The 23,177-nt window shown below is 61.7% G+C and carries 18 protein-coding genes; 12 read left to right on the top strand and 6 right to left on the bottom strand.

The genetic code is table 11. The features are described from left to right. Nucleotides 1–33: 33 nt before the first annotated feature. From LB559_RS12635 to LB559_RS12670, 8 genes are all read left to right on the top strand, one after another. The gene (locus tag LB559_RS12635; RefSeq protein WP_024505069.1) at nt 34–1,341 is read left to right on the top strand and encodes a replication-associated recombination protein A; all 1,308 of its coding nucleotides are present in this window, start codon (nt 34–36) and stop codon (nt 1,339–1,341) included. Between the two features lie 171 nt (nt 1,342–1,512). Then, nucleotides 1,513–2,343 carry an aspartyl/asparaginyl beta-hydroxylase domain-containing protein gene (locus LB559_RS12640; RefSeq protein WP_164753799.1) on the top strand — a complete coding sequence of 277 codons (831 nt, stop codon included), beginning with the start codon at nt 1,513–1,515 and terminating at the stop codon, nt 2,341–2,343. A gap of 170 nt (nt 2,344–2,513) precedes the next feature. Next, the gene (locus LB559_RS12645; protein ID WP_224674178.1) at nt 2,514–4,172 is read left to right on the top strand and encodes a hypothetical protein; all 1,659 of its coding nucleotides are present in this window, start codon (nt 2,514–2,516) and stop codon (nt 4,170–4,172) included. A gap of 76 nt (nt 4,173–4,248) precedes the next feature. Then, nucleotides 4,249–4,623, top strand: coding sequence for a fluoride efflux transporter CrcB (crcB, locus tag LB559_RS12650; RefSeq protein ID WP_224620872.1), 375 nt, complete (start codon nt 4,249–4,251; stop codon nt 4,621–4,623). 62 nt (nt 4,624–4,685) lie between these two features. Beyond that, entirely contained in the window at nt 4,686–5,666 is a 981-nt protein-coding gene (locus tag LB559_RS12655) for an RluA family pseudouridine synthase (RefSeq protein ID WP_024505072.1), read from the top strand. A gap of 2 nt (nt 5,667–5,668) precedes the next feature. Beyond that, nucleotides 5,669–6,586 carry a DMT family transporter gene (locus LB559_RS12660; RefSeq protein WP_024505073.1) on the top strand — a complete coding sequence of 306 codons (918 nt, stop codon included), beginning with the start codon at nt 5,669–5,671 and terminating at the stop codon, nt 6,584–6,586. 11 nt (nt 6,587–6,597) lie between these two features. Next, nucleotides 6,598–7,386: an ATP12 family chaperone protein gene (locus LB559_RS12665; RefSeq protein WP_063168064.1), complete on the top strand. Its 789-nt coding sequence runs from the start codon at nt 6,598–6,600 to the stop codon at nt 7,384–7,386. A 190-nt stretch (nt 7,387–7,576) separates the two neighbouring features. Further along, complete coding sequence (locus LB559_RS12670; RefSeq protein ID WP_224674179.1) at nt 7,577–9,466, top strand: MFS transporter; 1,890 nt, start codon at nt 7,577–7,579, stop codon at nt 9,464–9,466. A 96-nt stretch (nt 9,467–9,562) separates the two neighbouring features. Here the strand turns inward: LB559_RS12670 and LB559_RS12675 are convergent, their stop codons facing one another. Then, nucleotides 9,563–9,760 (bottom strand): DUF2735 domain-containing protein, encoded by a 198-nt coding sequence (locus LB559_RS12675; RefSeq protein ID WP_024505075.1) that lies wholly within the window; start codon nt 9,758–9,760, stop codon nt 9,563–9,565. Nucleotides 9,761–10,076: 316 nt separating this feature from the next. Here LB559_RS12675 and LB559_RS12680 point away from each other — a divergent pair, with 316 nt between their 5' ends. Then, nucleotides 10,077–11,117, top strand: coding sequence for a glutamine synthetase beta-grasp domain-containing protein (locus LB559_RS12680; RefSeq protein WP_013531450.1), 1,041 nt, complete (start codon nt 10,077–10,079; stop codon nt 11,115–11,117). A 736-nt stretch (nt 11,118–11,853) separates the two neighbouring features. Here LB559_RS12680 and glnA read toward each other — a convergent pair. Together glnA and LB559_RS12690 are read right to left on the bottom strand one after the other, a co-directional pair. Beyond that, a complete protein-coding gene (glnA, locus tag LB559_RS12685) occupies nt 11,854–13,263 on the bottom strand; it encodes a type I glutamate--ammonia ligase (protein WP_013531452.1) in 1,410 nt (469 codons plus the stop codon). A gap of 65 nt (nt 13,264–13,328) precedes the next feature. Next, on the bottom strand, nt 13,329–13,667 hold the full coding sequence (locus LB559_RS12690) for a P-II family nitrogen regulator (RefSeq protein ID WP_006205430.1): 339 nt from the start codon (nt 13,665–13,667) through the stop codon (nt 13,329–13,331). A gap of 358 nt (nt 13,668–14,025) precedes the next feature. Between LB559_RS12690 and LB559_RS12695 the strand changes: the two genes are divergently transcribed. After that, nucleotides 14,026–15,570 (top strand): NAD(P)H-hydrate dehydratase, encoded by a 1,545-nt coding sequence (locus LB559_RS12695; RefSeq protein WP_224674180.1) that lies wholly within the window; start codon nt 14,026–14,028, stop codon nt 15,568–15,570. Next, nucleotides 15,567–17,567: a hypothetical protein gene (locus LB559_RS12700; RefSeq protein ID WP_224674181.1), complete on the top strand. Its 2,001-nt coding sequence runs from the start codon at nt 15,567–15,569 to the stop codon at nt 17,565–17,567. The genes LB559_RS12695 and LB559_RS12700 overlap by 4 nt, the downstream gene beginning before the upstream one ends. A gap of 32 nt (nt 17,568–17,599) precedes the next feature. Here the strand turns inward: LB559_RS12700 and LB559_RS12705 are convergent, their stop codons facing one another. Further along, the gene (locus LB559_RS12705) at nt 17,600–18,670 is read right to left on the bottom strand and encodes a M48 family metallopeptidase (protein ID WP_063172198.1); all 1,071 of its coding nucleotides are present in this window, start codon (nt 18,668–18,670) and stop codon (nt 17,600–17,602) included. Nucleotides 18,671–18,677: 7 nt separating this feature from the next. Further along, nucleotides 18,678–20,210 carry an acyl-CoA carboxylase subunit beta gene (locus tag LB559_RS12710; protein ID WP_027028871.1) on the bottom strand — a complete coding sequence of 511 codons (1,533 nt, stop codon included), beginning with the start codon at nt 20,208–20,210 and terminating at the stop codon, nt 18,678–18,680. A gap of 409 nt (nt 20,211–20,619) precedes the next feature. On the opposite strand from LB559_RS12710, the gene LB559_RS12715 reads away from it, so the two are divergent. Continuing rightward, nucleotides 20,620–22,044 carry a DEAD/DEAH box helicase gene (locus LB559_RS12715; RefSeq protein WP_224674182.1) on the top strand — a complete coding sequence of 475 codons (1,425 nt, stop codon included), beginning with the start codon at nt 20,620–20,622 and terminating at the stop codon, nt 22,042–22,044. A gap of 102 nt (nt 22,045–22,146) precedes the next feature. Here LB559_RS12715 and LB559_RS12720 read toward each other — a convergent pair whose 3' ends face one another. After that, nucleotides 22,147–23,121, bottom strand: a complete 975-nt coding sequence (locus LB559_RS12720) for an alpha/beta hydrolase (RefSeq protein ID WP_063168060.1) — start codon at nt 23,119–23,121, stop codon at nt 22,147–22,149. Nucleotides 23,122–23,177: the final 56 nt, after the last annotated feature.

A 23,177-nucleotide genomic window follows, 5' to 3' on the forward strand; every position in this document is an offset into this window, starting at 1 on the left:
ATTCGGGCTCATGCTCCAACGAAAAAGAAGTGCATGGCCGATCTGTTCAGCGTCGATGAACCGGAAAAGACGCCGCCTGGGCGGCCGCTGGCCGACAGGCTGCGGCCGAGAAACCTTGGCGAGGTCGTCGGCCAGGAGCATCTGACGGGGCCTGACGGCGCGCTAACCCGGTTGATCGGTTCCGGCTCGCTCGGCTCGATGATTTTCTGGGGGCCGCCCGGCACCGGCAAGACCACCGTGGCGCGGTTGCTCGCCGGTGAAACGAGTCTCGCCTTCGAGCAGATATCGGCTGTCTTTTCCGGCGTCGCCGACCTGAAAAAGGTGTTCGAATCAGCCAAATTGCGCCGTGCCAATGGCCGCCAGACCTTGCTGTTCGTCGACGAGATCCATCGCTTCAACCGCGCGCAGCAGGACAGTTTCCTCCCGGTCATGGAGGACGGGACAGTCGTGCTGGTTGGCGCCACGACCGAAAACCCGTCCTTTGAACTGAATGCCGCTTTGTTGTCACGCGCGCGCGTTCTGGTTTTCCATTCGCTTGGCGAGGAGAGCATCTCCAAGCTGATGGCGCGGGCGGAGGAGACCGAGGGCAGGGCGCTGCCGCTCGACGACGAGGCGCGGGCCATGCTCATCCGCATGAGCGATGGCGACGGCCGCGCCTCTCTTACCCTGGCGGAGGAAGTCTGGCGAGCAGCCAAGCCCGGCGAGGTCTTCGATCCCGAGGGTCTGCAGCGCATCGTCCAGCGCCGCGCGCCAATCTACGACAAGGGCCAGGACGGCCATTACAATCTGATCTCGGCGCTGCACAAATCGGTACGCGGTTCAGATCCTGACGCGGCTCTCTACTATCTCGCACGCATGTTCGATGCCGGCGAGGATCCGCTCTATCTAGGCCGCCGGCTGGTGCGCATGGCCATGGAAGACATCGGCCTTGCCGACCCGCAGGCGCTTGTCGTCGCCAATGCCGCCAAGGATGCCTACGACTATCTCGGCTCGCCCGAGGGCGAACTCGCCTTTGCCGAGGCCACCGTCTATCTCGCCACCGCGCCCAAATCCAACGCCGTCTACAACGCTTTCAAGGCCGCCACGCGGGCCGCCAAGGAACACGGCTCGCTGCTGCCGCCCAAGCACATCCTCAACGCGCCGACCAAGCTGATGAAAGAGGAGGATTACGGCGCGGGCTACCGCTACGACCATGACGAGCCGGATGCCTTTTCGGGGCAGGATTATTTTCCGGAGAAGATGGGTCGCCAGACCTTCTATGATCCGCCCGAGCGCGGCTTCGAGCGCGATATCAGGAAGCGGCTCGATTATTGGGCAAAGCTGCGCAAAGAGCGGGAATAGCCGGGTTGCGTGAGGCTATTGACCAGATCCAGCAGGCAGCCAGCCGGCCGCGGTAGCAGGGCCGTTGTGTGGTAACCCAAAAAACCTTATCAAGACGCACGACCGGGCGGTGGCCATTGCCTTGATTTGGGCACCTCATTCGCAACAGGATCGCGCTTGGCGCGTGGAAAAATGACAAAAAATCTTCGCAAATCCCTTCGCAAATTCGCCATTGCCATCCCGCTTCTCGCCCTTGGCTTCTATTTCATCCCCATCCTGACGACGATCTTCATCGTCTGCGGCCTGATCGACGTGCTGCGCAACGACCGCAAGGATCTGTCGCTGTTCTCAGGCTATTTTCTCGGCAACGGCCTGTTCACCTGGCTGCTTTCGCCGTTCAACCTGCTGGTCGACCTCCTGTGCTACAGAAATCCTGGCGTGTGGAAGCTGGATCAGTTTCCCGCCGACTATCAACGCGAGGTCAACGAGGTCCTGGACATCTTCAAGGCGCGCAAGGATGAGATCATCGCCGATATCGATGCCAATTTCGGCGCCGGCCGGCGCGGCATGTATGTCTACCAGTGGTACGGCAAGCACAGGATCGACAACGTCGCCGAGTTCAACAAGGATTTCAAATACATCAAGACCATCGCCGTTTCCGTCTTCAGCAAGCGCGAATCGACGTCCTGGCATTTCGGCCCGCTGCGGCTCAGCTTGCGCATTCTCTACAATCTGATCCCGGTGAAGTCGGAGATTTTCGTCGAGTGCGGCAACGTCAAGAATTACTGGTACGACAATCCGCTGTTCATCTTCGACGACACGCTGCTGCATCGCTCGGTCAACGAGTATGACGGCCGCCGCTACTGCGTGTTCATGGACATTATCAGGCCATCCCCGGTTCCCCGCCTCATTGCGGGTATGCTGGCCATCGTCTCGGTGAGCGTCGAGCGCATCAATTCCATGTTCTACAAGAACTGGAAGATGATCGGTTCGACCAAGCCGAAGAATGCCGGGACGACCTGAGCTTTGGAAAATCGGTGCTGCCGGCCCTGCCGGCAGCGTCTGGGTGCTCTGCATGTGAGACTTGGCCAATCCTTGTCGGCCGCTCATGCGCCGGAACGGATCCTGGCTGCATAAACGGTAGTCCGGGCTGGCTTTGATAGTTCTGCCTCTTCTCCTTCTGGCGGCCGCAAGTGACGAAGAACAAATCTCTCGGATTTTGGGCAACGACATATGTGTGTACCGCTCTGCTGGGAGTTGCTCTTGCTCTCATCTATGTAGGGCTTGAACAGCCTGTCTATTACTGGGACTTCGCTGCCTATTTCGACACGTTTAGCCGGCAGGGCACGCTCTTGGTTCAGAGCCCTCTCGAGTGGCTCAGCCATTTGAGGACCTCGATCGCCACCGACGACTACAGTGCGGCGATCCTGGTGCCGCTGATGCCGTTTCACATCATTTTTGGCGATTCGAGGTTTTCCTACATCGCCGGAATAGTCGCTGTTTACCTGGTTCCGACCGCTCTTCTCATCGGCAGAACAAGCTATCTGGAGGCGGCGACCGGGACGCTTTCATGCCGAAGCTGGCTCACCGTATGGATTGCGGCCTTTCTCTACACGCCCTTCTGGGCGGCGACGCTTCGTGGGTTGCCGGACATTGCCGGCTGTCTCGCGCTTTGCGCGGCAACCTATTTTCTCTGGAAATCGAGGTTCCTGACCCATGAACCGGTGATCAGCGGCATGCGTGTCGGCGTATGCCTGTGGTTGGCATTCGTGCTGCGCCGCTGGTATGCTTATCCCGTCATCGGGGTCGGAACTTCCGCGGCCTTCTTCTGTTTTCTGCAGGTCGCGAAAGACCGCGACGTCCCGGCACTCCGCAATGCCGCCGTCGGGGGCCTGTGTGTGATCCTCGTGGTTGTCGGAGCCGCGCTGACCTTCCAGCAACCCCTGGTCCTCAAGATACTGGGAACCAGCTATGGCGACCTTTACAGCGGATACAAGACAAGCTTCGTTTCACAGGTTGACCAGGCAGGATCGCGGCTCAGCTATGTGAACTGGCTGTTGATCGTATTCGGCCTTTGCATCTCCATCATACGCCAAAACAGATTTTCCCTGTTCTGTGCCGTTGCTTCGGTACTTACCTTCTTCCTCTTCACCCGCATGCAGGACCCGGATCGCCATCATTCGGTGCCAATGTTTCTTTGGCTTTTTCCTGCCTACGCCCAGGCAATCGTTGCGATCGTTTCGATGCCGGCGCTGAGATCGCGATGGTCGACCGCCGCGATAGCCGTTGCCGCCGTGCTGGCGTTTTTCGGTACTTTTTTCCCGATTGGCCGCCAGGTGCTGTCACCGATCAGCTACGTCTTTGCCAGGGAAGCCACGCTCCCGCTGCAACTCGACAATCTTCCAGAATACAGGCGCCTTATCGATGACCTTCTTGGAAAGATGGGACCTGGGGACCGGTTGTCGGTATTTGCATCCAGCGGGATCATGAGCGACTCACTGCTTTATGAAATGGACAAGGACCTTTACCCTCGCATCGAGTGGGCTTGTCAGGTCGATAGTCGCGATCGATTCAGACCGGCGGCGTTGAAGTCCAAATACGTTGTCGTGACCGATCCGCCCGTTACCCATCTGCAGCCGGGTGCGCAGCTCTGTGTCTCGATACCGGACCAATACATTGTCGAGGGCAAAGGCATCGGCGCAGCATACAGGCGCATCGCGGCGTACCAGCTGTCCGGCGACGTCAAGGGCTACCTCTACGAACAGGCGCGCCCTATCGGCAAAACGGAGATCGATGACCTCTATAACGAGTTCAGGAAAAAATATCCGGGATGGGCAACGCCTGAGTGGTGACGAGCTCGGCTGGTCCGTGCGGTTGCGCCCACAACGAGGGATTGACCGGGCAGCCCTGCGGGGGCAGTAAACGGTCATGTTCAATCTGTTTCTCGTCGTCGTCGGTGGCGGCATCGGTGCCGGCATTCGTCACCTTACCAACATCGGCGCGCTGCGTTTTGTCGGCCCTAACTATCCCTGGGGCACGATGGCCATCAACGTCATCGGCTCCTTCGCCATGGGGCTGTTCATCGCCTCCATGATGCGCCGTGGCGGATCGAACGAGGTCAGGCTGTTCGTTGCCACCGGCATTCTTGGCGGCTTCACCACCTTCTCAGCCTTTTCGCTTGATTTTGCGACGCTGTGGGAGCGAGGAGCCACGCTGCCTGCGCTGGTTTATGCCCTTGCCAGCGTCATTGGCGCCATTATCGCCCTGTTTCTGGGACTTTGGCTCGCAAGAAGCCTGCCTTAGTGCTATTGCCGCGCCAAGAACAGGCCGAGCTTCGCTCGGGAAACGGATAAGCGACAAAAAACATGGCAGGCGTTGAACAGATCACGGTGGAAGCCGGCGAGGCGGGCATGCGGCTCGACCGCTGGTTCAAGACCCATTTCCCGGGCCTTGGTTTCGGCCATTTGCAGAAGCTTCTGCGCTCCGGCCAGATCCGTGTCGACGGCGGCCGGGTCAAGGCCGACACCCGTGTCGAGCCCGGCCAGATGGTTCGCGTCCCACCGCTCGAGGTTGACAAGAAGGGCGAGAGTGCGCTGACCGGCCACTCGATCCGCAACCAGGGCGATGCCGATGTCCTGTCGAAAATGCTGATCCATGAAGACCCTAAGGTTTTCGTCTTCAACAAGCCGGCGGGCCTTGCGGTGCAGGGCGGCTCGGGCGTCACCCGCAATGTCGACGACATGCTGGAGGCCTGGCGCAACCAGAAGGGCGAGAAGCCCAGACTGGTTCACAGGCTTGACCGCGACACTTCGGGCGTGCTGGTCGTCGCCCGCACTCGACTGGCCGCCATGAAGCTCTCGGAAGCATTTCGCGCCCGCGAGACCAAGAAGACCTATTGGGCGCTGGTCAAGGGCGTGCCGCCCAAACGCGAGGACAAGATCTCGACCTGGCTGATCAAGGAGCCGACGCCGGACGGTGACCGCGTGCGGGTCGCCGCGCATGGCGAAAAGGGCGCCGACCACGCTGTGTCCTACTACCGCATCATCGAGCAGGCGGCGCAGACGATGACCTGGCTTGAAATGGAGCCCTATACGGGCCGCACCCACCAGCTTCGCGTCCATGCCGCCTACATCGGCTGCCCGATCCTGGGCGATCCGAAATATTTCGAGGCCGACACCAACTGGGACTTTCCCGGGGGCATTCAAAACCGCCTGCATCTGCACGCCCGCCGCATCATCATTCCGCATCCCGACAAGGGCGTCATCGATGTCACGGCGCCAATGCCACCGCATATGCGCCAGAGCTGGAACCTGATCGGCTTCGACGACGCCAGCGCGGAGGACTGATCGTGAGCGGCGCCACCGACGCGCTCGACCGGCGCGACACGGTCGACCTGGCCGCCGCCGCGATCATGGTCGGGCTGACCTTTTCCTGGGGGCTGAATTACGTCGCCGCCAAGATCTCCTACGCTGGATATGATCCGGTTTTCCTGTCGATCGCGCGCTCGATCATCGGCGGCATGTGTGTCTTTGCCTGGTGCCGGTGGCGCGGCATCGCGCTTTTCACGCGCGACGGGACCTTGCTCGCCGGCATCGTGGTTGGCGCGCTTTTCGGCATCGAGTTCCTTTGCCTTTATGTCGGCCTGGAGCATACGACCGTTGCCCGCAACACGCTGCTGGTCAACACCATGCCGTTCTGGATGCTGCTCGGCGGCCATTTCCTGCTCGGCGAGCAGATCACGTTGAGAAAATTCCTTGGCCTGCTGCTGGCCTTTGCCGGCCTTGCCGCGGTGTTTTCCGACAAGCTTGGCGGCGGCGGAGACATGCTGTTCGGCGATCTGCTGAGCCTTGGCTCCGGATTCTTCTGGGCTTTGACCAACATCCTCATCAAGCGCTCGAAGCTGGTCGAGGCGAGCGCCGAGAAGCTTCTGCTTTACCAGCTCGCCGGGGCAGCGATCGTGGGCGTATTGGTGCTGCCTCTCGCCGGCCCGCCCGTTCGCGACCCGACCGTGCTGCCGACCTTGGCGCTGCTTTTCCAGGCGGTCTACATCGTCGCCTTCACCTATGTGCTGTGGTTCTGGCTGCTGCGGCGCTATCCGGCGTCAGGCCTGTCCAGTTTCACCTTCCTGTCGCCGGTTTTCGGCGTGCTGTGCGGAGCCATGTTCTTGAATGAGCCGCTGACCATGCGCATTTTCCTGGCACTTGGCCTGATTGCCGCCGGCCTGATCATCGTCAACCGGCCGGCGCGCAAGCTGACGCCGGTGTAAGAGAGACCTTCATGCGTGACATCCTCAACGACCTCGAAGCGGGCAAGTATCTCTCCGACCCGGATCCTGTGCGCCGCGCCCAGATCCAGATGAAGACGCCTCTGCCCAAGCGCTTCTACAAGGCCGCCTCTGTGGCACCTATCGACAATGGCTTTGCCGTGCATCTCGACGGCAAGCCGGTGCGGACGCCGGGCAAGGCGCTGCTGGTGCTGCCGACCGAGGCAGCAGCCGCGCTCGTCGCCGACGAGTTCGCCGCCCAAAGCGAGACCATCGATCCGGTGAAGATGCCGGTGATGCGCCTCGTCAACACGGCCATCGATGGCGTCGCCAGCGACCCGCAGGCGGTGCTGGAGGATATCCTGCGCTTTGCCTCATCCGATCTCACCTGCTATCGCGCCGACGCGCCGCAAGGGCTGGTGGAGCGGCAGAACCAGCATTGGGATCCGGTGATCGACTGGGCGAGGACGCTCGGAGCCCGCTTCAATCTGGCCGAGGGCATCATCCATGTCGAGCAGCCGCGCGAGACCATCGCCGTGCTGGGCAGCCATCTTGCCCAGCGCGCCGAGCCGCTGCGGCTCGCCGCCATCCATGTGATGACGTCGCTGACCGGTTCGGCGCTGCTGGCGCTGGCTGTCGATTTCGGCGAGATCGATGCTGAGGCTGCCTGGGCCGCTGCTCATGTCGACGAGGACTGGCAGATCGAGCATTGGGGGCAGGATGCGGAGGCCGTTGCCCGCCGCGCGGCTCGCAAGCGCGACATGATGGCTGCCGCCGGCCTGCTGCAAGCGCTCAAGGGCTAGGGGTTTCCCAACTCGCCCGGTTTCATCCCGCAGCGCACCTAATACCAAAGTCATAATCCCAAAGACGCGCTGCCTTTGGCGGGCGCTTTCTGTCATTTTTCCCGAATGGCTGTCGTTGAGTCCGTGCTCGGAGGAGAACGCGGACAGTGTCGCGCAGCATTGAGAACGGGTCTCACGGGAGGATAACGCAATGGCAATAGCATCGACCGCCGGCGGAACAAGCCGCGGCATGACGCGGGAAGAGAAGAAAGTCATCTTCGCTTCCTCGCTCGGCACCGTTTTCGAATGGTATGATTTCTATCTTTATGGCTCGCTGGCGGTGTTCATCGGTTCGACCTTTTTCAGCCCAGCCATTCCGGAAGCGACCCGCAACATTTTCGCGCTGTTGGCTTTCGCCGCAGGCTTCCTTGTGCGCCCGTTCGGCGCACTGCTGTTCGGCCGCATCGGTGACCTTGTCGGCCGTAAATATACTTTTCTTGTCACCATGACGATCATGGGCCTGTCGACCTTCCTGGTCGGCTTGCTGCCCGGCTATGCCACTTTGGGCATCGCCGCTCCCGTGATCCTGATCATCCTGCGCATGCTGCAGGGCCTGGCTCTGGGTGGCGAATATGGCGGCGCGGCCACTTACGTCGCCGAACATGCGCCGGACAACCGGCGCGGCTACTACACCTCGTGGATCCAGACCACCGCGACGCTCGGCCTGTTCCTATCGCTGGTTGTGATCCTGATCGTACAGGCTTCATTGAGCAAGGAAAACTATGCTGCCTGGGGCTGGCGTATTCCGTTCATCGTGTCTTTCCTGCTGCTCGGCATCTCGATCTGGATCCGGCTTTCGCTTTCCGAATCCCCGACCTTCCAGCGCATGAAGGATGAGGGCAAGGGCTCCAAGGCGCCGCTGACGGAAGCCTTCGGCCAATGGAAGAACGCCAAGATTGCACTGCTGGCGCTGCTCGGCCTCACCGCCGGTCAGGCCGTGGTCTGGTACAATGGCCAGTTCTACGCGCTGTTCTTCTTGACCAACGTGCTCAAGGTCGACGCGCAGTCGGTCAACATCATGATCGCGGTCGCCCTGGCGGTCGGTTCGATCTTCTTCGTCGTCTTCGGCTGGCTCTCCGACAAGATCGGCCGCAAGCCGATCATCATGGCGGGCCTTGCGCTGGCGATTGTCTGCACCTTCCCGCTGTTCAAGGCACTGACATGGGCTGCCAATCCGGCACTCGCCACGGCGCAGCAGAACACCAGGGCGACGGTGACCGCGGCGCCGGGCGACTGCAAGTTCCAGTTCAATCCGGTTGGCACGGCGAAGTTCACGACATCCTGCGATATCGCGACTTCGTTCTTGACCAAGAACTCGGTTCCCTACGACGTGGTGTCGACGGCTGCCGCCGGCACACCCGCATCTGTCAAAATCGGCAACGAGACGGTCGAGTCCTATGACGCCATCGCCGCCGGTGATCAGGCCAAGACCAAGGAAGCGGCCTTCATCAAGGCCGTCAATATGTCGCTGCAGGACGGCGGCTATCCGCTGAAGCGCGCGGCAGCCAAGGTTGCGGACCAGAAGCTCGATGCGTTTGTTGCCGCCAACCCGGAACTGAAGCTGGACGCCGCTGCCATCCGTGCCGGTGAAAAGGCGACGGTGCCGATCGACCAGGCGGTCAAGGACAAGCTGCTGACCACCGATGAGGCAGCGGGCGCACCCGAAGTCACCGTCTACAACATTCCAGGCGGCGGCGCGTTCGCCATGTTCGCCGATCCTGCAGCAGTGAACTGGCCAATGACGATCGGCATCCTGTTCATCCTGGTGCTGTTCGTGACCATGGTCTACGGGCCGATCGCGGCGATCCTGGTCGAAATGTTCCCGACCCGCATTCGCTACACCGGCATGTCGCTGCCCTATCACATCGGCAATGGCTGGTTCGGCGGCCTGCTGCCGGCAACCGTGTTCGCGCTCAGCGCCTACAAAGGCGACATCTACTATGGCCTTTGGTACCCGGTGGTGATCGCGGCTATAACGCTGGTCATCGGCATGATCTTCGTCAAGGATACGCTCGGCACCGACCTGCACGCAAAGGAGTAGGCAGCCCCCGCGTTCAAAAGAAAGCCCGGCGCGAACGATCGCGCCGGGCTTTTTCTTTTCAGGCCAATTCGTTGGCGAGGGCTGCTGCCCTTTGTGTCAGCTCTTGCGGCCCCGGGCCTCTTCCTCGATGGCTGCCTCATGGTACCAGCCGTCGCCGAAATCCGCGCGGGCATCACGCAGCGAGGCAAGCTCTGCCGCAAACTTAGCCTTTCCGCTCAAATTTGAGGCAGAGAGGCGCGCTGCCGCCGGGAACATCAAAATTTTGGCCGACGGTCGTGTGGAAATGACTTCCATTGCCGGGTTCCTTTCTTCCGCCGAACCTTTTCGATTCAACTTGGCCCGAAGATAAGGTCTGCAATCAAGTTAGGCAATATGCCTATGAAAAGATCAGCATTTGCACACTATTTGTGCAAATAAGGACCGTGATGGATCCGGGCGCATTGCTTAGGCGGCTCACCGACTTCCGGTGGATGCCGCGTCAATTTTGTCGCACCCTCCGGACCAAGAATGGCACACGAATTGCATTTTAAGTGTGCGGCAGGCCAGCTGCTGACGGCAGACGCATGTCGACGCCGTTCAGTGTTCGGTGATCAAGCAACGAGAGGCTAGAATGACGAAATACAAGCTCGAGTATATCTGGCTCGATGGATATACCCCGGTCCCCAACCTTCGCGGCAAGACGCAGATCAAGGAATTCGCCGAATTCCCTGAACTCGAGCAGCTGCCGCTGTGGGGCTTCGATGGTTCCTCGACCCAGCAGGCCGAAGGGCACAGCTCCGATTGCGTGCTGAAGCCGGTTGCGGTCTATCCGGATCCCGCCCGCACCAACGGCGTGCTGGTCATGTGCGAAGTCATGATGCCCGATGGTGTCACGCCGCATGCCTCAAACAAGCGCGCCACCATCCTCGATGACGAGGGCGCCTGGTTCGGCTTCGAGCAGGAATATTTCTTCTACAAGGACGGTCGCCCGCTCGGCTTCCCCGAGAGCGGCTATCCCGCACCCCAGGGCCCGTACTACACCGGCGTCGGCTATTCCAATGTCGGCTCCGTCGCGCGTCAGATCGTCGAGGAGCATCTCGACCTCTGCCTCGCCGCCGGCATCAACCACGAAGGCATCAACGCCGAAGTGGCCAAAGGCCAATGGGAATTCCAGATTTTCGGCAAGGGCTCCAAGAAGGCCGCCGACCAGATGTGGATGGCCCGCTACCTCCTGCAGCGCCTGACCGAGAAATACGGCATCGACATCGAATACCACTGCAAGCCGCTCGGAGACACCGACTGGAACGGCTCTGGCATGCACGCCAACTTCTCGACCGCCTACATGCGCGAAGTCGGCGGCAAAGCCTATTTCGAAGCGCTGATGGCGGCCTTCGACAAGAACCTGATGGATCACATCGCCGTCTACGGCCCGGACAACGACAAGCGTTTGACCGGCAAGCACGAGACCGCGCCGTGGAACCGGTTCAGCTATGGCATTGCCGACCGTGGCGCCTCGATCCGCGTGCCGCATTCCTTCATCAAGAGCGACTATAAGGGTTATCTGGAAGACCGCCGTCCGAACTCGCAGGGCGACCCCTACCAGATCGCCTCGCAAATCCTGAAGACGATCGCCTCGGTTCCGGCAAGCGCTCAGGTTTCAGCCGCCGCGTAAGTGTTTCGGACTGTATGACAAGAGGACCCCGGCGTTTCGCGCCGGGGTTCTTTTTTGGCCGTTACCCGGCGGACTGCATTCCCGGTAAAACATACCCAGAAAAAGTCAGGCAGTTCCGGCGGTCGCTAATCGCCCGTGAGTTCCGGCCGCAGCCGTGCGAGTCTGCGGCGATCACTCGCCAGAAAGCCCGGAAAACCGCCTTTTCCAGCCCTTGTCCGGGGCGATGGATCTTCCATAAGCATCTGTTCATGCAACGGAATCGGTCATTCGCCACCCGGCTGGCGGCGTTGACAGATCACGCTACGGCATGCGTATTCGCGGGCCTTGGGGTTACGTCACGCAATGCTGTTCGGACGGGCGGGGTTTTCTTGAACGGCGGCATTGGCGTGGGCGCCGGACGAGCGGTCACTGTAGCCTGAGGCAGTGCTCCGCTCGCTCCTGGCTCCGACGTTGGCGGCCGAACCGCCTCCCTTGATCATTTACTGAACACCGCCGAGTTGTGATTGAGCGACGCGCTCGAAAGCCGGCCGCTCCGATGGACCGTAGGTCCAAGAATCCGGGCATCCTATGATCGTCGAAGACGAAAGGCGGATACGGCTGTCCATGCGCGGCTGCCGTGCAGGCGAGGCATGCCGGTCGGCTGGCAATCCTATTGGAGCGCAGCAAAAAGCCCTTGAAAGAGGGACGTCTTTCAAGGGCTTGAGCATTATAGCTAATCTTGGACCGAGATTGAATCTCAGACGGAGTAGTACATGTCGTACTCGACCGGATGCGGGGTCATTTCGAAGCGCATCACTTCGGCCATCTTCAGCTCGATGTAGCTGTCGATCTGGTCGTCGTCGAAGACGCCGCCGGCTTTCAGGAAGCCGCGGTCCTTGTCGAGGCTCTGCAGGGCTTCACGCAGCGAGCCGCAGACGGTCGGGATCTTCTTCAGCTCCTTCGGCGGCAGGTCGTAGAGATCCTTGTCCATCGGCTGGCCGGGATGGATCTTGTTCTTGATGCCGTCGAGGCCGGCCATCAGCAGCGCTGAGAAGGCGAGGTAGGGGTTCGCGCCCGGATCTGGGAAGCGGACCTCGACGCGCTTGGCCTTCGGCGACGAGCCGAACGGGATACGGCAGGACGCCGAGCGGTTGCGCGCCGAATAGGCGAGCAGAACCGGCGCTTCGTAACCCGGCACCAGGCGCTTGTAGGAATTGGTCAGCGGGTTGGTGAAGGCGTTGATCGCCTTGGCATGCTTGATGACGCCGCCGATGAAGAACAGGCAGCTTTCCGACAGACCGGCGTATTCATTGCCGGCGAAGGTTGGCTTGCCGTTCTTCCAGATCGACATGTGGACGTGCATGCCCGAGCCGTTGTCGCCGAAGATCGGCTTCGGCATGAAGGTTGCCGTCTTGCCATAGGCGTTGGCGACCTGGTGGACGACATACTTGTAGATCAGCATCTTGTCGGCGTTGCGCACCAGCGCGTCGAACTTGATGCCGAGTTCGTGCTGAGCCGCCGCCACCTCATGGTGATGCTTTTCGACGCGCACGCCCATCTCGGCGAGCACGGTCAGCATTTCCGAGCGCATGTCCTGCGCGCTGTCGATCGGCGGCACCGGGAAGTAGCCGCCCTTGATGCGCGGACGGTGGCCGAGATTGCCGGTCTCATAATCGGTGTCGTCGTTCGACGGCAATTCCGTGGAGTCGAGCTTGAATCCGGTGTTGTAGGGATCCGCCTTGTACTTCACATCGTCGAACACGAAGAATTCGGCTTCCGGGCCGACAAAGATGGTGTCGCCGATGCCTTCGGCCTTCATGTAGGCCTCGGCCTTCTTGGCCGTACCGCGCGGATCGCGGTTGTAGGATTCACCCGAAACCGGATCGAGGATGTCGCACAGGATGACCATGGTCGACTGCGCGAAAAACGGGTCCATGTGGACCGTTTCCGGATCGGGCATCAGCACCATGTCGGACTCGTTGATGGCCTTCCAGCCGGCAATCGACGAGCCGTCGAACATCACGCCATCGGCGAACATGTCTTCCTCGACCTCGATGACATCCATCGTCACGTGCTGCAGCTTGCCCTTCGGGTCCGTGAAGCGCAGGTCGACGAATTTCACGTCGTTGTCCTTGATCTGCTTCATGATGTCTTTGGCTGTCGTCATGTCATGTATCCCTGTGTGATGACTTTTTTTGATGATGACGTTTTTCGGGAGGATGGCGCGGTCGGTCAGACCGCGTCCATGCCCGTTTCGCCGGTGCGTATACGCACGACTTCCTCGATATTGGAAACGAAGATCTTGCCGTCGCCGATACGACCGGTCTGGGCCGCCTTGCGGATGGCCTCGATCGCACCTTCGACCGCGTCGTCGCCAAGCACGACCTCGATCTTCACCTTGGGCAGGAAATCGACGACATATTCGGCGCCGCGGTAGAGTTCGGTGTGACCCTTCTGACGACCGAAGCCTTTTGCTTCGGTGACGGTGATGCCTTGCAGTCCGGCCTCCTGAAGCGCTTCCTTCACTTCGTCGAGCTTGAATGGCTTGATGATCGCTTCGATCTTTTTCATGTAAAAAGTGGCCTCCACTGCCAAAAAAACGGGTTGTGACCCCCCGCTTGCGCCTCCATCAAGCACGAACTGTGCCAATTCAGCGGATTCTAAGCGGTCTCATAAGATTTCAAAGCCGCGCCGCACCGGGATGCAAATTCGCGTCATTCGCTGCACCGGAAGCGGCATGGACTGCCAGAGCCTACACAGCGCCAGCACCCACGTCCGCACAAAAATCGGGCATATTGCCTATCCCCCAGGCAATTTTCTGCCCGCGATGCTTTCGTGCCAACGTTATGGCTGCAGATCTCGGCAACTCCCCCTTGTTTGCTTAGGATCGAAATCGGACAATGCTTGATCGCATGCGGATCGGCAATCCATGAGCAACGAACTTCTTTCCCCGGCCGAAATGAGCGAGGCCGATCGGCTGACGATTGCCGCCGGCCCAGCCGACGGCATCGGCCTGATGCGGCGCGCTGGTGGAGCGGTCGCGGCCGAGGTTCTCAAGCGCTACCCCTCGGCAAAGCACATCCATGTGCTGTGCGGGCCCGGCAACAATGGCGGCGATGGCTATGTCGTTGCCCGCATCCTGGCCGGCAGCGGCGTCGGCACATCGGTCTGGGCATCCGGCGCGCCGAGGCCGAAAAGCGATGCGGCGCTCGCCGCCGCGGAATGCCCGATCAAGCCCCGGCCGCTGTCTGACTTTGACGCCAAGCCTGGCTCGATCGTGATCGACGCGCTCTATGGGGCGGGGCTGTCGAAGCCGCTGTCCGGCGACGCCGCGAAAGCCATCGATACAGTGACAGCCCTGAGCCTGCCCGTGGTCGCGGTCGACCTGCCGTCCGGCGTCTCTGGAAGGAGCGGTGACATATTGGGCAGGGCGTTTCGTGCCGAGGTCACCATCACCTTCGCGCGGAAAAAGCCTGGCCACCTGCTGCTGCCGGGGCGCGGGCAATGCGGTGAGATCGTGCTCGCCGATATCGGCATCGGCGACGGCATCATCGCCCAGCTCGCCGTCTCGACCTTCGAGAATGTGCCGGACCTGTGGTTGCAGGAATTTCCCGTGCCGGCGGTGGATGCGCACAAATACAAGCGCGGCCATGTCGGCGTCTTTTCCGGCGGCCCAAGTGCTACGGGCGCGGCGCGGCTGTCGGCGCTGGCCGCCGCCAGAAGCGGGGCAGGGGCGGTCACCGTGCTGTCGCCTGGCAATGCCATGCAGGTGAACGCGATGCACCTGACCTCGATCATGCTGCGCGAGGCGGGCTCGCTCGAGGAGGTGCAGGAATTTCTAATGGCGCGCCATCCCGGAGCGCTGGTGTTCGGACCGGGGCTTGGGCCAAAGCCCAAGGTCGGCGATTTCGCCCTGCAGCTGATCAAGGCTTTGGAGGAGGAAGCACGCGACGAGGCGACCGCGAACCACGCCAGTGCGATGGTTCTTGATGCCGACGCCATCACCTCTCTGGCTCACCAGCCCTCGGCACTGTTCGAAGCCGCCCGTCAGCCGAATGCTCCAGCCCTGGTGATAACGCCGCATGAGGGAGAATTCGGCCGCCTGTTCCCTGATATCGCCGGGGACAAAACCGTGTCGAAATTGGACAAGACGCGAACGGCCGCCGCGCGGGCCAACGCCGTCATCGTCTACAAGGGCGCCGACACGGTCATAGCAGCGCCCGATGGCAAAGCGGCGATCAACTCCAACGGTGCACCGTGGCTGGCCACAGCCGGGTCAGGCGACGTGCTGTCGGGCATCATTGCCGGTTTGCTGGCGCAAGGCATGCCGCCCTTCGAGGGCACCTGCGCGGCGGTGTGGTTGCATGCTGAGGCCGGCAGCCGGTTCGGACCCGGTCTGATCGCCGAGGACCTGCCGTTGGCACTGGTGCCGGTGTTGCGCGAACTCTTCGACGCGCGCACGGCTGCCCAATGAGCCGCGCGCTCGTTCTGTTGCTTGCCACCCTCATCGCTGTCTTCATGGCGCCGACGGCGCGCGCCGAAGGTCCTGTGACGATCGTCGACGATCCGGCGGTGCTCGCCGCACTCGATGCCACGGGTTTCGATTTCGCCGATGTTTTGGGGGTCGACGGCGAGGGCGGTCTGAAGACGCTTTACGACGAGGCGCCGGCCTTTCACGCCATCGTCGAAACGGTTGCCTCCGATGTTGCGGCACTTCGTGCCGATATGAAAGCCGGCGGCCGGACGCTCTACGAAGTCACCGACGGCAATGTCGGCCGCATCATGGACATGCGCTGGCTGAAGACCGACGCCGCGCGCTTCCGGCTGGTCGGCGTCATCAACCGGCTCGATCGTCGCGACTTCGCGGTGCTGCAAGGCGACAGGAGCTGCGGCGAGGTGCGCTTCATCTACCGCCTGGCCTACAGCTTTCGCAAAAACGGCAAGCTGCTGGCGTCGCGCCTGCCATTCAATTTCAATGCCGTCTACAGCGCCGCCCCCGACGCCGATGGCGGCTGCGTCGGTGTTGCCGGGCGCTGGACGCCCCAGCTTGACGAGAGCGTCGATGCCGGCTGGCTGACCGGCGGGCCGCTGGAGAGAGCTGGGCTCACCTTCAAGCAGCTGGAGCTCAACGCACAGGTGGTGCGCTTCCCCTCCGGCCAGGAAACCGAGTTCGGTGGCCAAGCGGCCTATCTCATGCGGATATTCGGCATCGATGGCGCCGATATCAGCGAAAAACCGCTGGAGAACACGCCCGACACCGCACGGCTTTCGCAGGATGCGGCGCTGAAGGCACGGCTCGCCGTCTATGTCGGCGCCAATTTGCCGGCGGTTGACGAAGGCGTCTATGAAATTCCCGACGAGTTCCTGGCCAGAAAGATCATCTCATGGTCGACCTTCGGCAGTGCGCGGCAGGCCAATCATCCGTTTACGCAATTGTTCCAGCCCAATGAATTCGCATCGCTCGATTATTCCACGCTGAAACTGGTGCGCACGCCGGAAGCGCTGGTCGAGCGGCTGGACAATGGCGCCTGCCAGGGTTGCCATCAGGCCGGCTCCACTGCCGGCTTTCATTTCATCGGCCTTGACGACAAGACGACATCGCCGCTCAACCGCATCGAGGTCGGCATCTCGCCGCATCTTCATGCCGAGATCCCGCGCCGCCAGGCCTGGCTGCGCGCTACAGCTGAGGGCAGGGAGCCGAACCGCTTCCGTCCGCTCTCCTTTGCGCCGCCGGCAGCCTGGACGGACGCCGCGGTCGACTACGCGCCGGCCGAGATGGCCATGCCGTGCCTGATGCCGGAAGATGCGGACCGCTTCGGTGCGACCTGGAAATGCGGCGGCGGCACCGTCTGCACGCCGCTGGCCGCCGCTTCGGGCGTGCACACGAAACTGGCGCAATGCCTGCTGCCCAAGGACAGCGAAAAAGTGTTTTCCGGTCATCCCTGCCTGACCGGCTCGATCGCCAGCAATGCGGCGCAGCCTTTCAACGACCGCTACAGCAAATCGGGCCAGTTCGCGGCCTTCGCGCCTGCCGCGTCGCGCACCGCCTACACCTGCCGACCGCCGAAGATCGGCGTGCCTGGCGGCATCGCCTATCGCGGCTGCGACGACAAGGACCGCTCCTTCGCGGCCTTCAAAGCCGGCAAGCCGATGCCGAACGAGATTTGCGGGCTGGTCGGCGGCAAGAAATTCGACATCTGCGTGGCCACCAACAATTTCGACCAATGCCTTGGCGGCGCCGTCAATCGCGGCAACCGGCCGGCCTGTTCGGCCGATCATTTCTGCCGCGAGGACTATATGTGCCAGTCGCTGCCGCCTGACACGCCCGGCATCGGCAAAGTGAAAGGCATCGGCTTCTGCTCGCCGACCTATTTCATCTTCCAGATGCGCATCGACAATCACGCGACACCTTGGGTCAGTCCCGTCCGCGCCACCATGGGGGCGGGGTTCGGCGCGGCGGAAGAGGAGTGAGCTACAGCTTTGGCAGCAATTCCGGGCGGCACCTACCGATCGAGATAGGCGGCGATTTTCGACGTCCACTCGCTATCGAAATGATGGACCCGCTCCGCAACAATTTCACTGCTCAGCAGGCTCGACAGGGCAGAAATCGAAACCGGTTCTATTGTGGGAGCCGAGTTGTATCCAAGCGCAGCCAGACGTTCCGACCATGGTGGATGGTCTGCCTTTTCGTCATCGGGGGCATCCCAAGCCTTTTGCGCATATTCTTGCAGGATGGGGTGGCTCAATAGCTCATTGGCGGCCATCAGAACCCGTTGAAGCGGCGGATGAGGCGGGACCATCATGCCAAGCAGTTCACGCTTGAGCGGCGTGTAAACTCTATCATTGAAAAATGCATCGGCAGCGGCGATCAAGAGCAGCGCGCGCGCTGCTTCGTGAGAATCGCCTGACTTTGCCGCATGGAGATCGGCATCGATTTCTGCTCGTCGCGACAATCGTATCTCTTCGCGTTCCAGTGACTGAGAGAGCGGACCCAGCAGCATGTAGAACAGGCTTCCGGAAACGGTCTTTCCTGGGGGAGCGTAGTCGAAGATCAAGTCGAAGCTTTTGTCGAGTTCGGCAAGATTGAGCCCGCCGTTCGTATCCTTGTTCTTCAAATGTGCATCTTCGTGAGCCAGAATCGCGGCGAAGGCCTTGTCGTCGGTCACCGCGAGCAATGGAATGCCTACGGTCAAGACCGCCCGACGGCCGAGCAGACCGAGAAATGGACGCTCTTCCCCTATGCTGGCGTTAAGGCTGTCGCTCAGCACGATCGTGGTTCGGCTGGCGCGGTGCTTGCCCGCAATGCTTTCCCACACGGCCCATAACTGGGGAGCCGAATTGCGAGACATGCCTTCCACCTTGCTGCGTCGAAAGCCGGCAAAGAGCATCCCGATCAACAAAACGAAAGCCAACATTGCAGCCGGTATGGCGACAATACCGCCCGCGATGACCGCGAGCGGGTGCCGATCAAGCAACACCAGCCACAGCAGCACCGGGCAGAACAGCGGGAGAGCAAAAAGCAGGATGGCAAATCTGCCAAAGCGCGTTCCCGAATAGAGGATCAAGCGCGACATCAGCGCCTCACAGCGGGATGTTGTCGTGCTTCTTCCAGGGGTTCTGCATATCCTTGTTGCGCAGCATGCGGAGCGCCCGCGCAATACGGCGGCGGGTCGAGTGCGGCATGATCACCTCGTCGACATAACCGCGTTCGGCGGCGACGAAGGGCGACAGGAAGCGATCCTCGTAAGCCTTTGTATGGGCTGCGATCTTTTCGGCATCACCGATGTCCTTGCGGTAAATGATCTCGACCGCGCCTCTGGCGCCCATCACCGCGATCTGCGCCGTTGGCCAGGCATAATTCATGTCGCCGCGCAGATGTTTTGAGGCCATCACGTCATAGGCGCCGCCATAGGCTTTGCGGGTGATGACGGTGATCTTCGGCACGGTCGCCTCGGCATAGGCGAACAGCAGTTTCGCGCCATGCTTGATCAGCCCGCCATACTCCTGCGCCGTGCCGGGCAGGAAGCCGGGGACATCGACGAAGGTGACGATCGGGATCGAAAAACAGTCGCAGAAGCGCACGAAGCGCGCCGCCTTGCGGCTGGCATCGGAATCGAGCACGCCGGCCAGCACCATCGGCTGGTTGGCGACGAAGCCCACCGTGCGGCCCTCGACGCGTCCAAAGCCGGTGACGATGTTCTTGGCAAAACTCTGCTGGATCTCGAAGAAATCGCCTTCGTCGGCGACCTTCAGGATCAGCTCCTTGATGTCGTAGGGCTTGTTGGCGTTGTCGGGGATCAGCCGGTCGAGCGACAAATCATGGTCGGTGACCGACTGGTAGCATTCGATCTCGGGAAGCTCCGATGTGTTGGAAGCCGGCAGCAGGTCGACCAGCCGGCGCATCTGCAGCAGCGCCTCGACGTCATTGTCATAGGCGCCGTCGGCGATCGACGATTTCGTCGTGTGGACGGAGGCGCCGCCGAGACTCTCGGCGGTCACCGTCTCGTTGGTCACGGTCTTCACCACATCCGGCCCGGTGACGAACATGTAGGAGGTGTCGCGCACCATGAAGATGAAGTCGGTCATGGCAGGCGAATAGACGTCGCCGCCGGCGCAAGGCCCCATGATCACGGAAATCTGCGGAATGACGCCTGAGGCCAGCACGTTGCGCTGAAAGATCTCGGCATAGCCGCCGAGTGCTGCCACGCCTTCCTGGATGCGCGCGCCGCCGGCATCGTAGAGGCCGATGATCGGCGCCCGGTTGCGCAGCGCCATCTCCTGTACCTTGATGACCTTCTCGGCATGCGCTTCCGACAGCGAGCCGCCGAACACGGTGAAGTCCTTGGCGAAGAGGTAGACCGGGCGGCCGTTGACGGTGCCCCAGCCGGTGACGACGCCGTCCCCCGCGATCTTGGTCTTTTCCATGCCGAAATCGGTCGAGCGGTGCTCGACATACATGTCGAACTCCTCGAACGAGCCCTCGTCGAGAAACACCTCGATGCGTTCGCGCGCGGTGAGCTTGCCCTTCTTGTGCTGGGCGTCGATGCGCGCTTGGCCGCCGCCCATGCGGGCGATCTCGCGGCGGCGCTCGAGTTCCTTCAGCACGTCCTTCATCGATTACCTCCCAAGCCAGCGGCATTTCGTGGTAATCGTGCCGGCAAGCGAGCGCAAGCGCCGCTTGCTCCGTCGATTTTGCTGCGCTGCAACATGAGCCCCCTTGCATTTGGTGGCGAACTGGGCCATATGCGGCGGCATAGGCGCTTGGGCCGGGACTTATCCGGCCTTCTCGACGAATGAGACTGGTTGCGTCTGTTTTCCCTCTTTCCGGTATATCGGCCCTTTTTCCGGTAAATCACAAAGCGGCGAAAAAGCCCCGTGGCATGATGCCTGCGGGCACGACAGCGCAGCCGAGTGGACGAACCCGTCCGCCCGCCTTGTCGTTTCATGAAAATTTGTTCGACGGCAGGTTGCGCCCTGCCGCCATCGATGTTTGCGGCCAGAAGCCGCGTGAAAGAAGATTATTTTGACCAACGAAAACACTTTGCCCGGTAGCAACACTGCGGAACTCACCGGTTTCGCGGCACTGGGTATTACGGGCGCGCTGCTCAAGGCCACCCACAACGCCGGCTTCACCGAGCCGAAGCCTATCCAGGCGCAGGCGATCCCGCCGCAGATGGAAGGCCGTGACATTTTCGGCATCGCCCAGACCGGCTCCGGCAAGACCGCGGCCTTCGCTCTGCCGATCCTGTCGAAGATCATCGCACTCGGCACCAAGCGCCGGCCGAAGACGGCGCGTGCGCTTATCCTGGCGCCGACACGCGAACTCGCCGTGCAGATCGAGGACACGATCAAGATCCTCGCCAAGGGCGCGCATGTCTCGACCGCGCTCGTGCTTGGCGGCGTCTCGCGCTTCAGCCAGGTGAAGAAGGTTGCGCCCGGCGTCGATATCCTGATCGCAACGCCCGGCCGGTTGACCGACCTGGTGCGTGAGGGCGACCTCATGCTTGCCGACACCAAATGGCTGGTGCTCGACGAGGGCGACCGCATGCTCGACATGGGCTTCATCAACGACGTCAAGCGCATCGCCAAGGCGACCGCGCCCGATCGTCAGACGGTGCTGTTCTCGGCGACCATGCCCAATGAAATCGCCGAACTGGCCAAGGGCCTGCTGAAGAACCCGATCCGCGTCGAAGTCGCGCCGCAAAGCACGGCAGCGGCCGAGATCGTGCAAGGCGTCGTCTTTGCCCGCACCAAGCAGAAGCGCCAGGTGCTGTCGACGATGCTCGCCGATGAGGCGATGAAGTCCGTCATCATCTTCTCGCGCACCAAGCATGGTGCCGACAGGGTGACCAAGGACCTCGAGCGCGATGGCTTCAAGGCCGCCGTCATTCACGGCAACAAGTCGCAGAACGCCCGCCAGAAAGCGCTGAACGATTTCCGCGACGGCTCGGTGCGCATTCTGGTGGCGACCGACATCGCGGCGCGTGGCATCGACGTGCCCGGCATCAGCCATGTCGTGAATTTCGACCTGCCTGATGAAGCCGAGAGCTACGTCCACCGCATCGGCCGTACCGGCCGCAACGGCATGGACGGCATCGCGATCACGCTTTGCGATCCTTCCGAGAACAGCAAGCTGCGCCAGGTCGAGCGCATCATCCGCACCAAGCTGCCGATCGTTGCCGACCATCTCGGCAGCCCCGATCCGCTGCGCAATCCGGCTGAAAAGAACGAGCGTTTCGAGCCGGCCAATGACCGCAACGACCGCAATGGCCGTCGCGACGGCAGGCGGCCCGGTGGCGAGAGCAAGGGCAACGGCTTTGGCAAGAAGCGCTTCGGCGACAAGCCGGCCTTCGCCGGCGAGCGCAAGCCGGACGGCGCCAAGCCGGCCTTCAAGGGCAACAACAAGCGCCGCTTCGGCGGTAAGCGTCCGGCTGCGCGGGCCGCGTAAGCCAGACCGCGCTGCAGTCAGTCAAGCTTCGGCTGGCTGATTGCCGAGACGAAACAAGAAAAGGGCGGCCGAAGCGATGCTTCGGTCGCCCTTTTTCGTCGCCTACTTCACCACCGCTTCGATCCAGACGGCGATCCTTTGCGCCAGAAACGCCGTGGTCGATGGCGACAGCGCGTCGCCGGCAATGACGTGATTGTCCGGGTCGCCAGTGTCGTCGACCGGAACCAGTTCATGCGGCGCGCCCCAGCGCCCGGCAATCTCGCGGCTGCGGTCGGCCCGCACCACTTTGTCCGAATCAGAAAAGATGAACAAAGCAGGGACGGTCGCCTTCTCCACCGGCGCGCCATAGGCAAGCTCGGTCAGCGCCTGCATCGGCAAGGTTGCTTCGATCGGATAGCGGGTGGTCCAGAATTTTTCATTCAGCGCGTTGCGCGGCACGAAGCTATGTTCCTTGCCGGCGACCAGCCTGGCGATTTGTTTGCCCCACGGCATGGTCAGGATCTCGGCGCCCGAAGTCTTGACGCCGAAGTTCGGGGAGATGAACGCAATCGCCGCCACCCCGTCCGACGCACCGGGCTGCGTTGCCGCCCAGACCGCCAGCGAGCCGCCGGTCGAAGTCGAGATGACGATCACCTTGTCGCCGATGGCCCGGCCGATGGCGAGCGCCTCCTCATAGTCGTTGATCCAGGCATTGATGCTGCCTTGCGTCATCGCCGCGCCATCCTGCCCATGACCGGTAAGCCGTGTGTAGAAGAGATTGGCGTCAAGCTGTTCCGCCACTTCGTCAGGCAGCGGGCGGACCTCGCCCTTCGATGCGGAAAAGCCGTGGATGTAGACGATCGATAGCGGGGTCCTGGCATGCACCAACGGATCGGCCCAGACGATCTCCTTCTCCAGCCCGTCTCGGATTCCGGGGATGGCGGCTTCCGCCTTTGCCACATAGGCCTGCGGATCGTCGCCGATGAGCGAGGGATCGAAACGGATCGTGGTGTCGACGCGAACGCGCGGGCCGAACACGAAGGCCAGTGCGAGAACGGCAATAAGGCCCAGCACAGCAAGCACGATCCGTCGCCCCATCGCAGACTCCACGCAGCACTTGTCTCAACCATGGCGACGGCGGCCCGAAAACGGGG

The sequence above is a fragment of the Mesorhizobium sp. BR1-1-3 genome, from assembly GCF_020165455.1.
Taxonomy (GTDB): Bacteria; Pseudomonadota; Alphaproteobacteria; order Rhizobiales; family Rhizobiaceae; genus Mesorhizobium; species Mesorhizobium ciceri.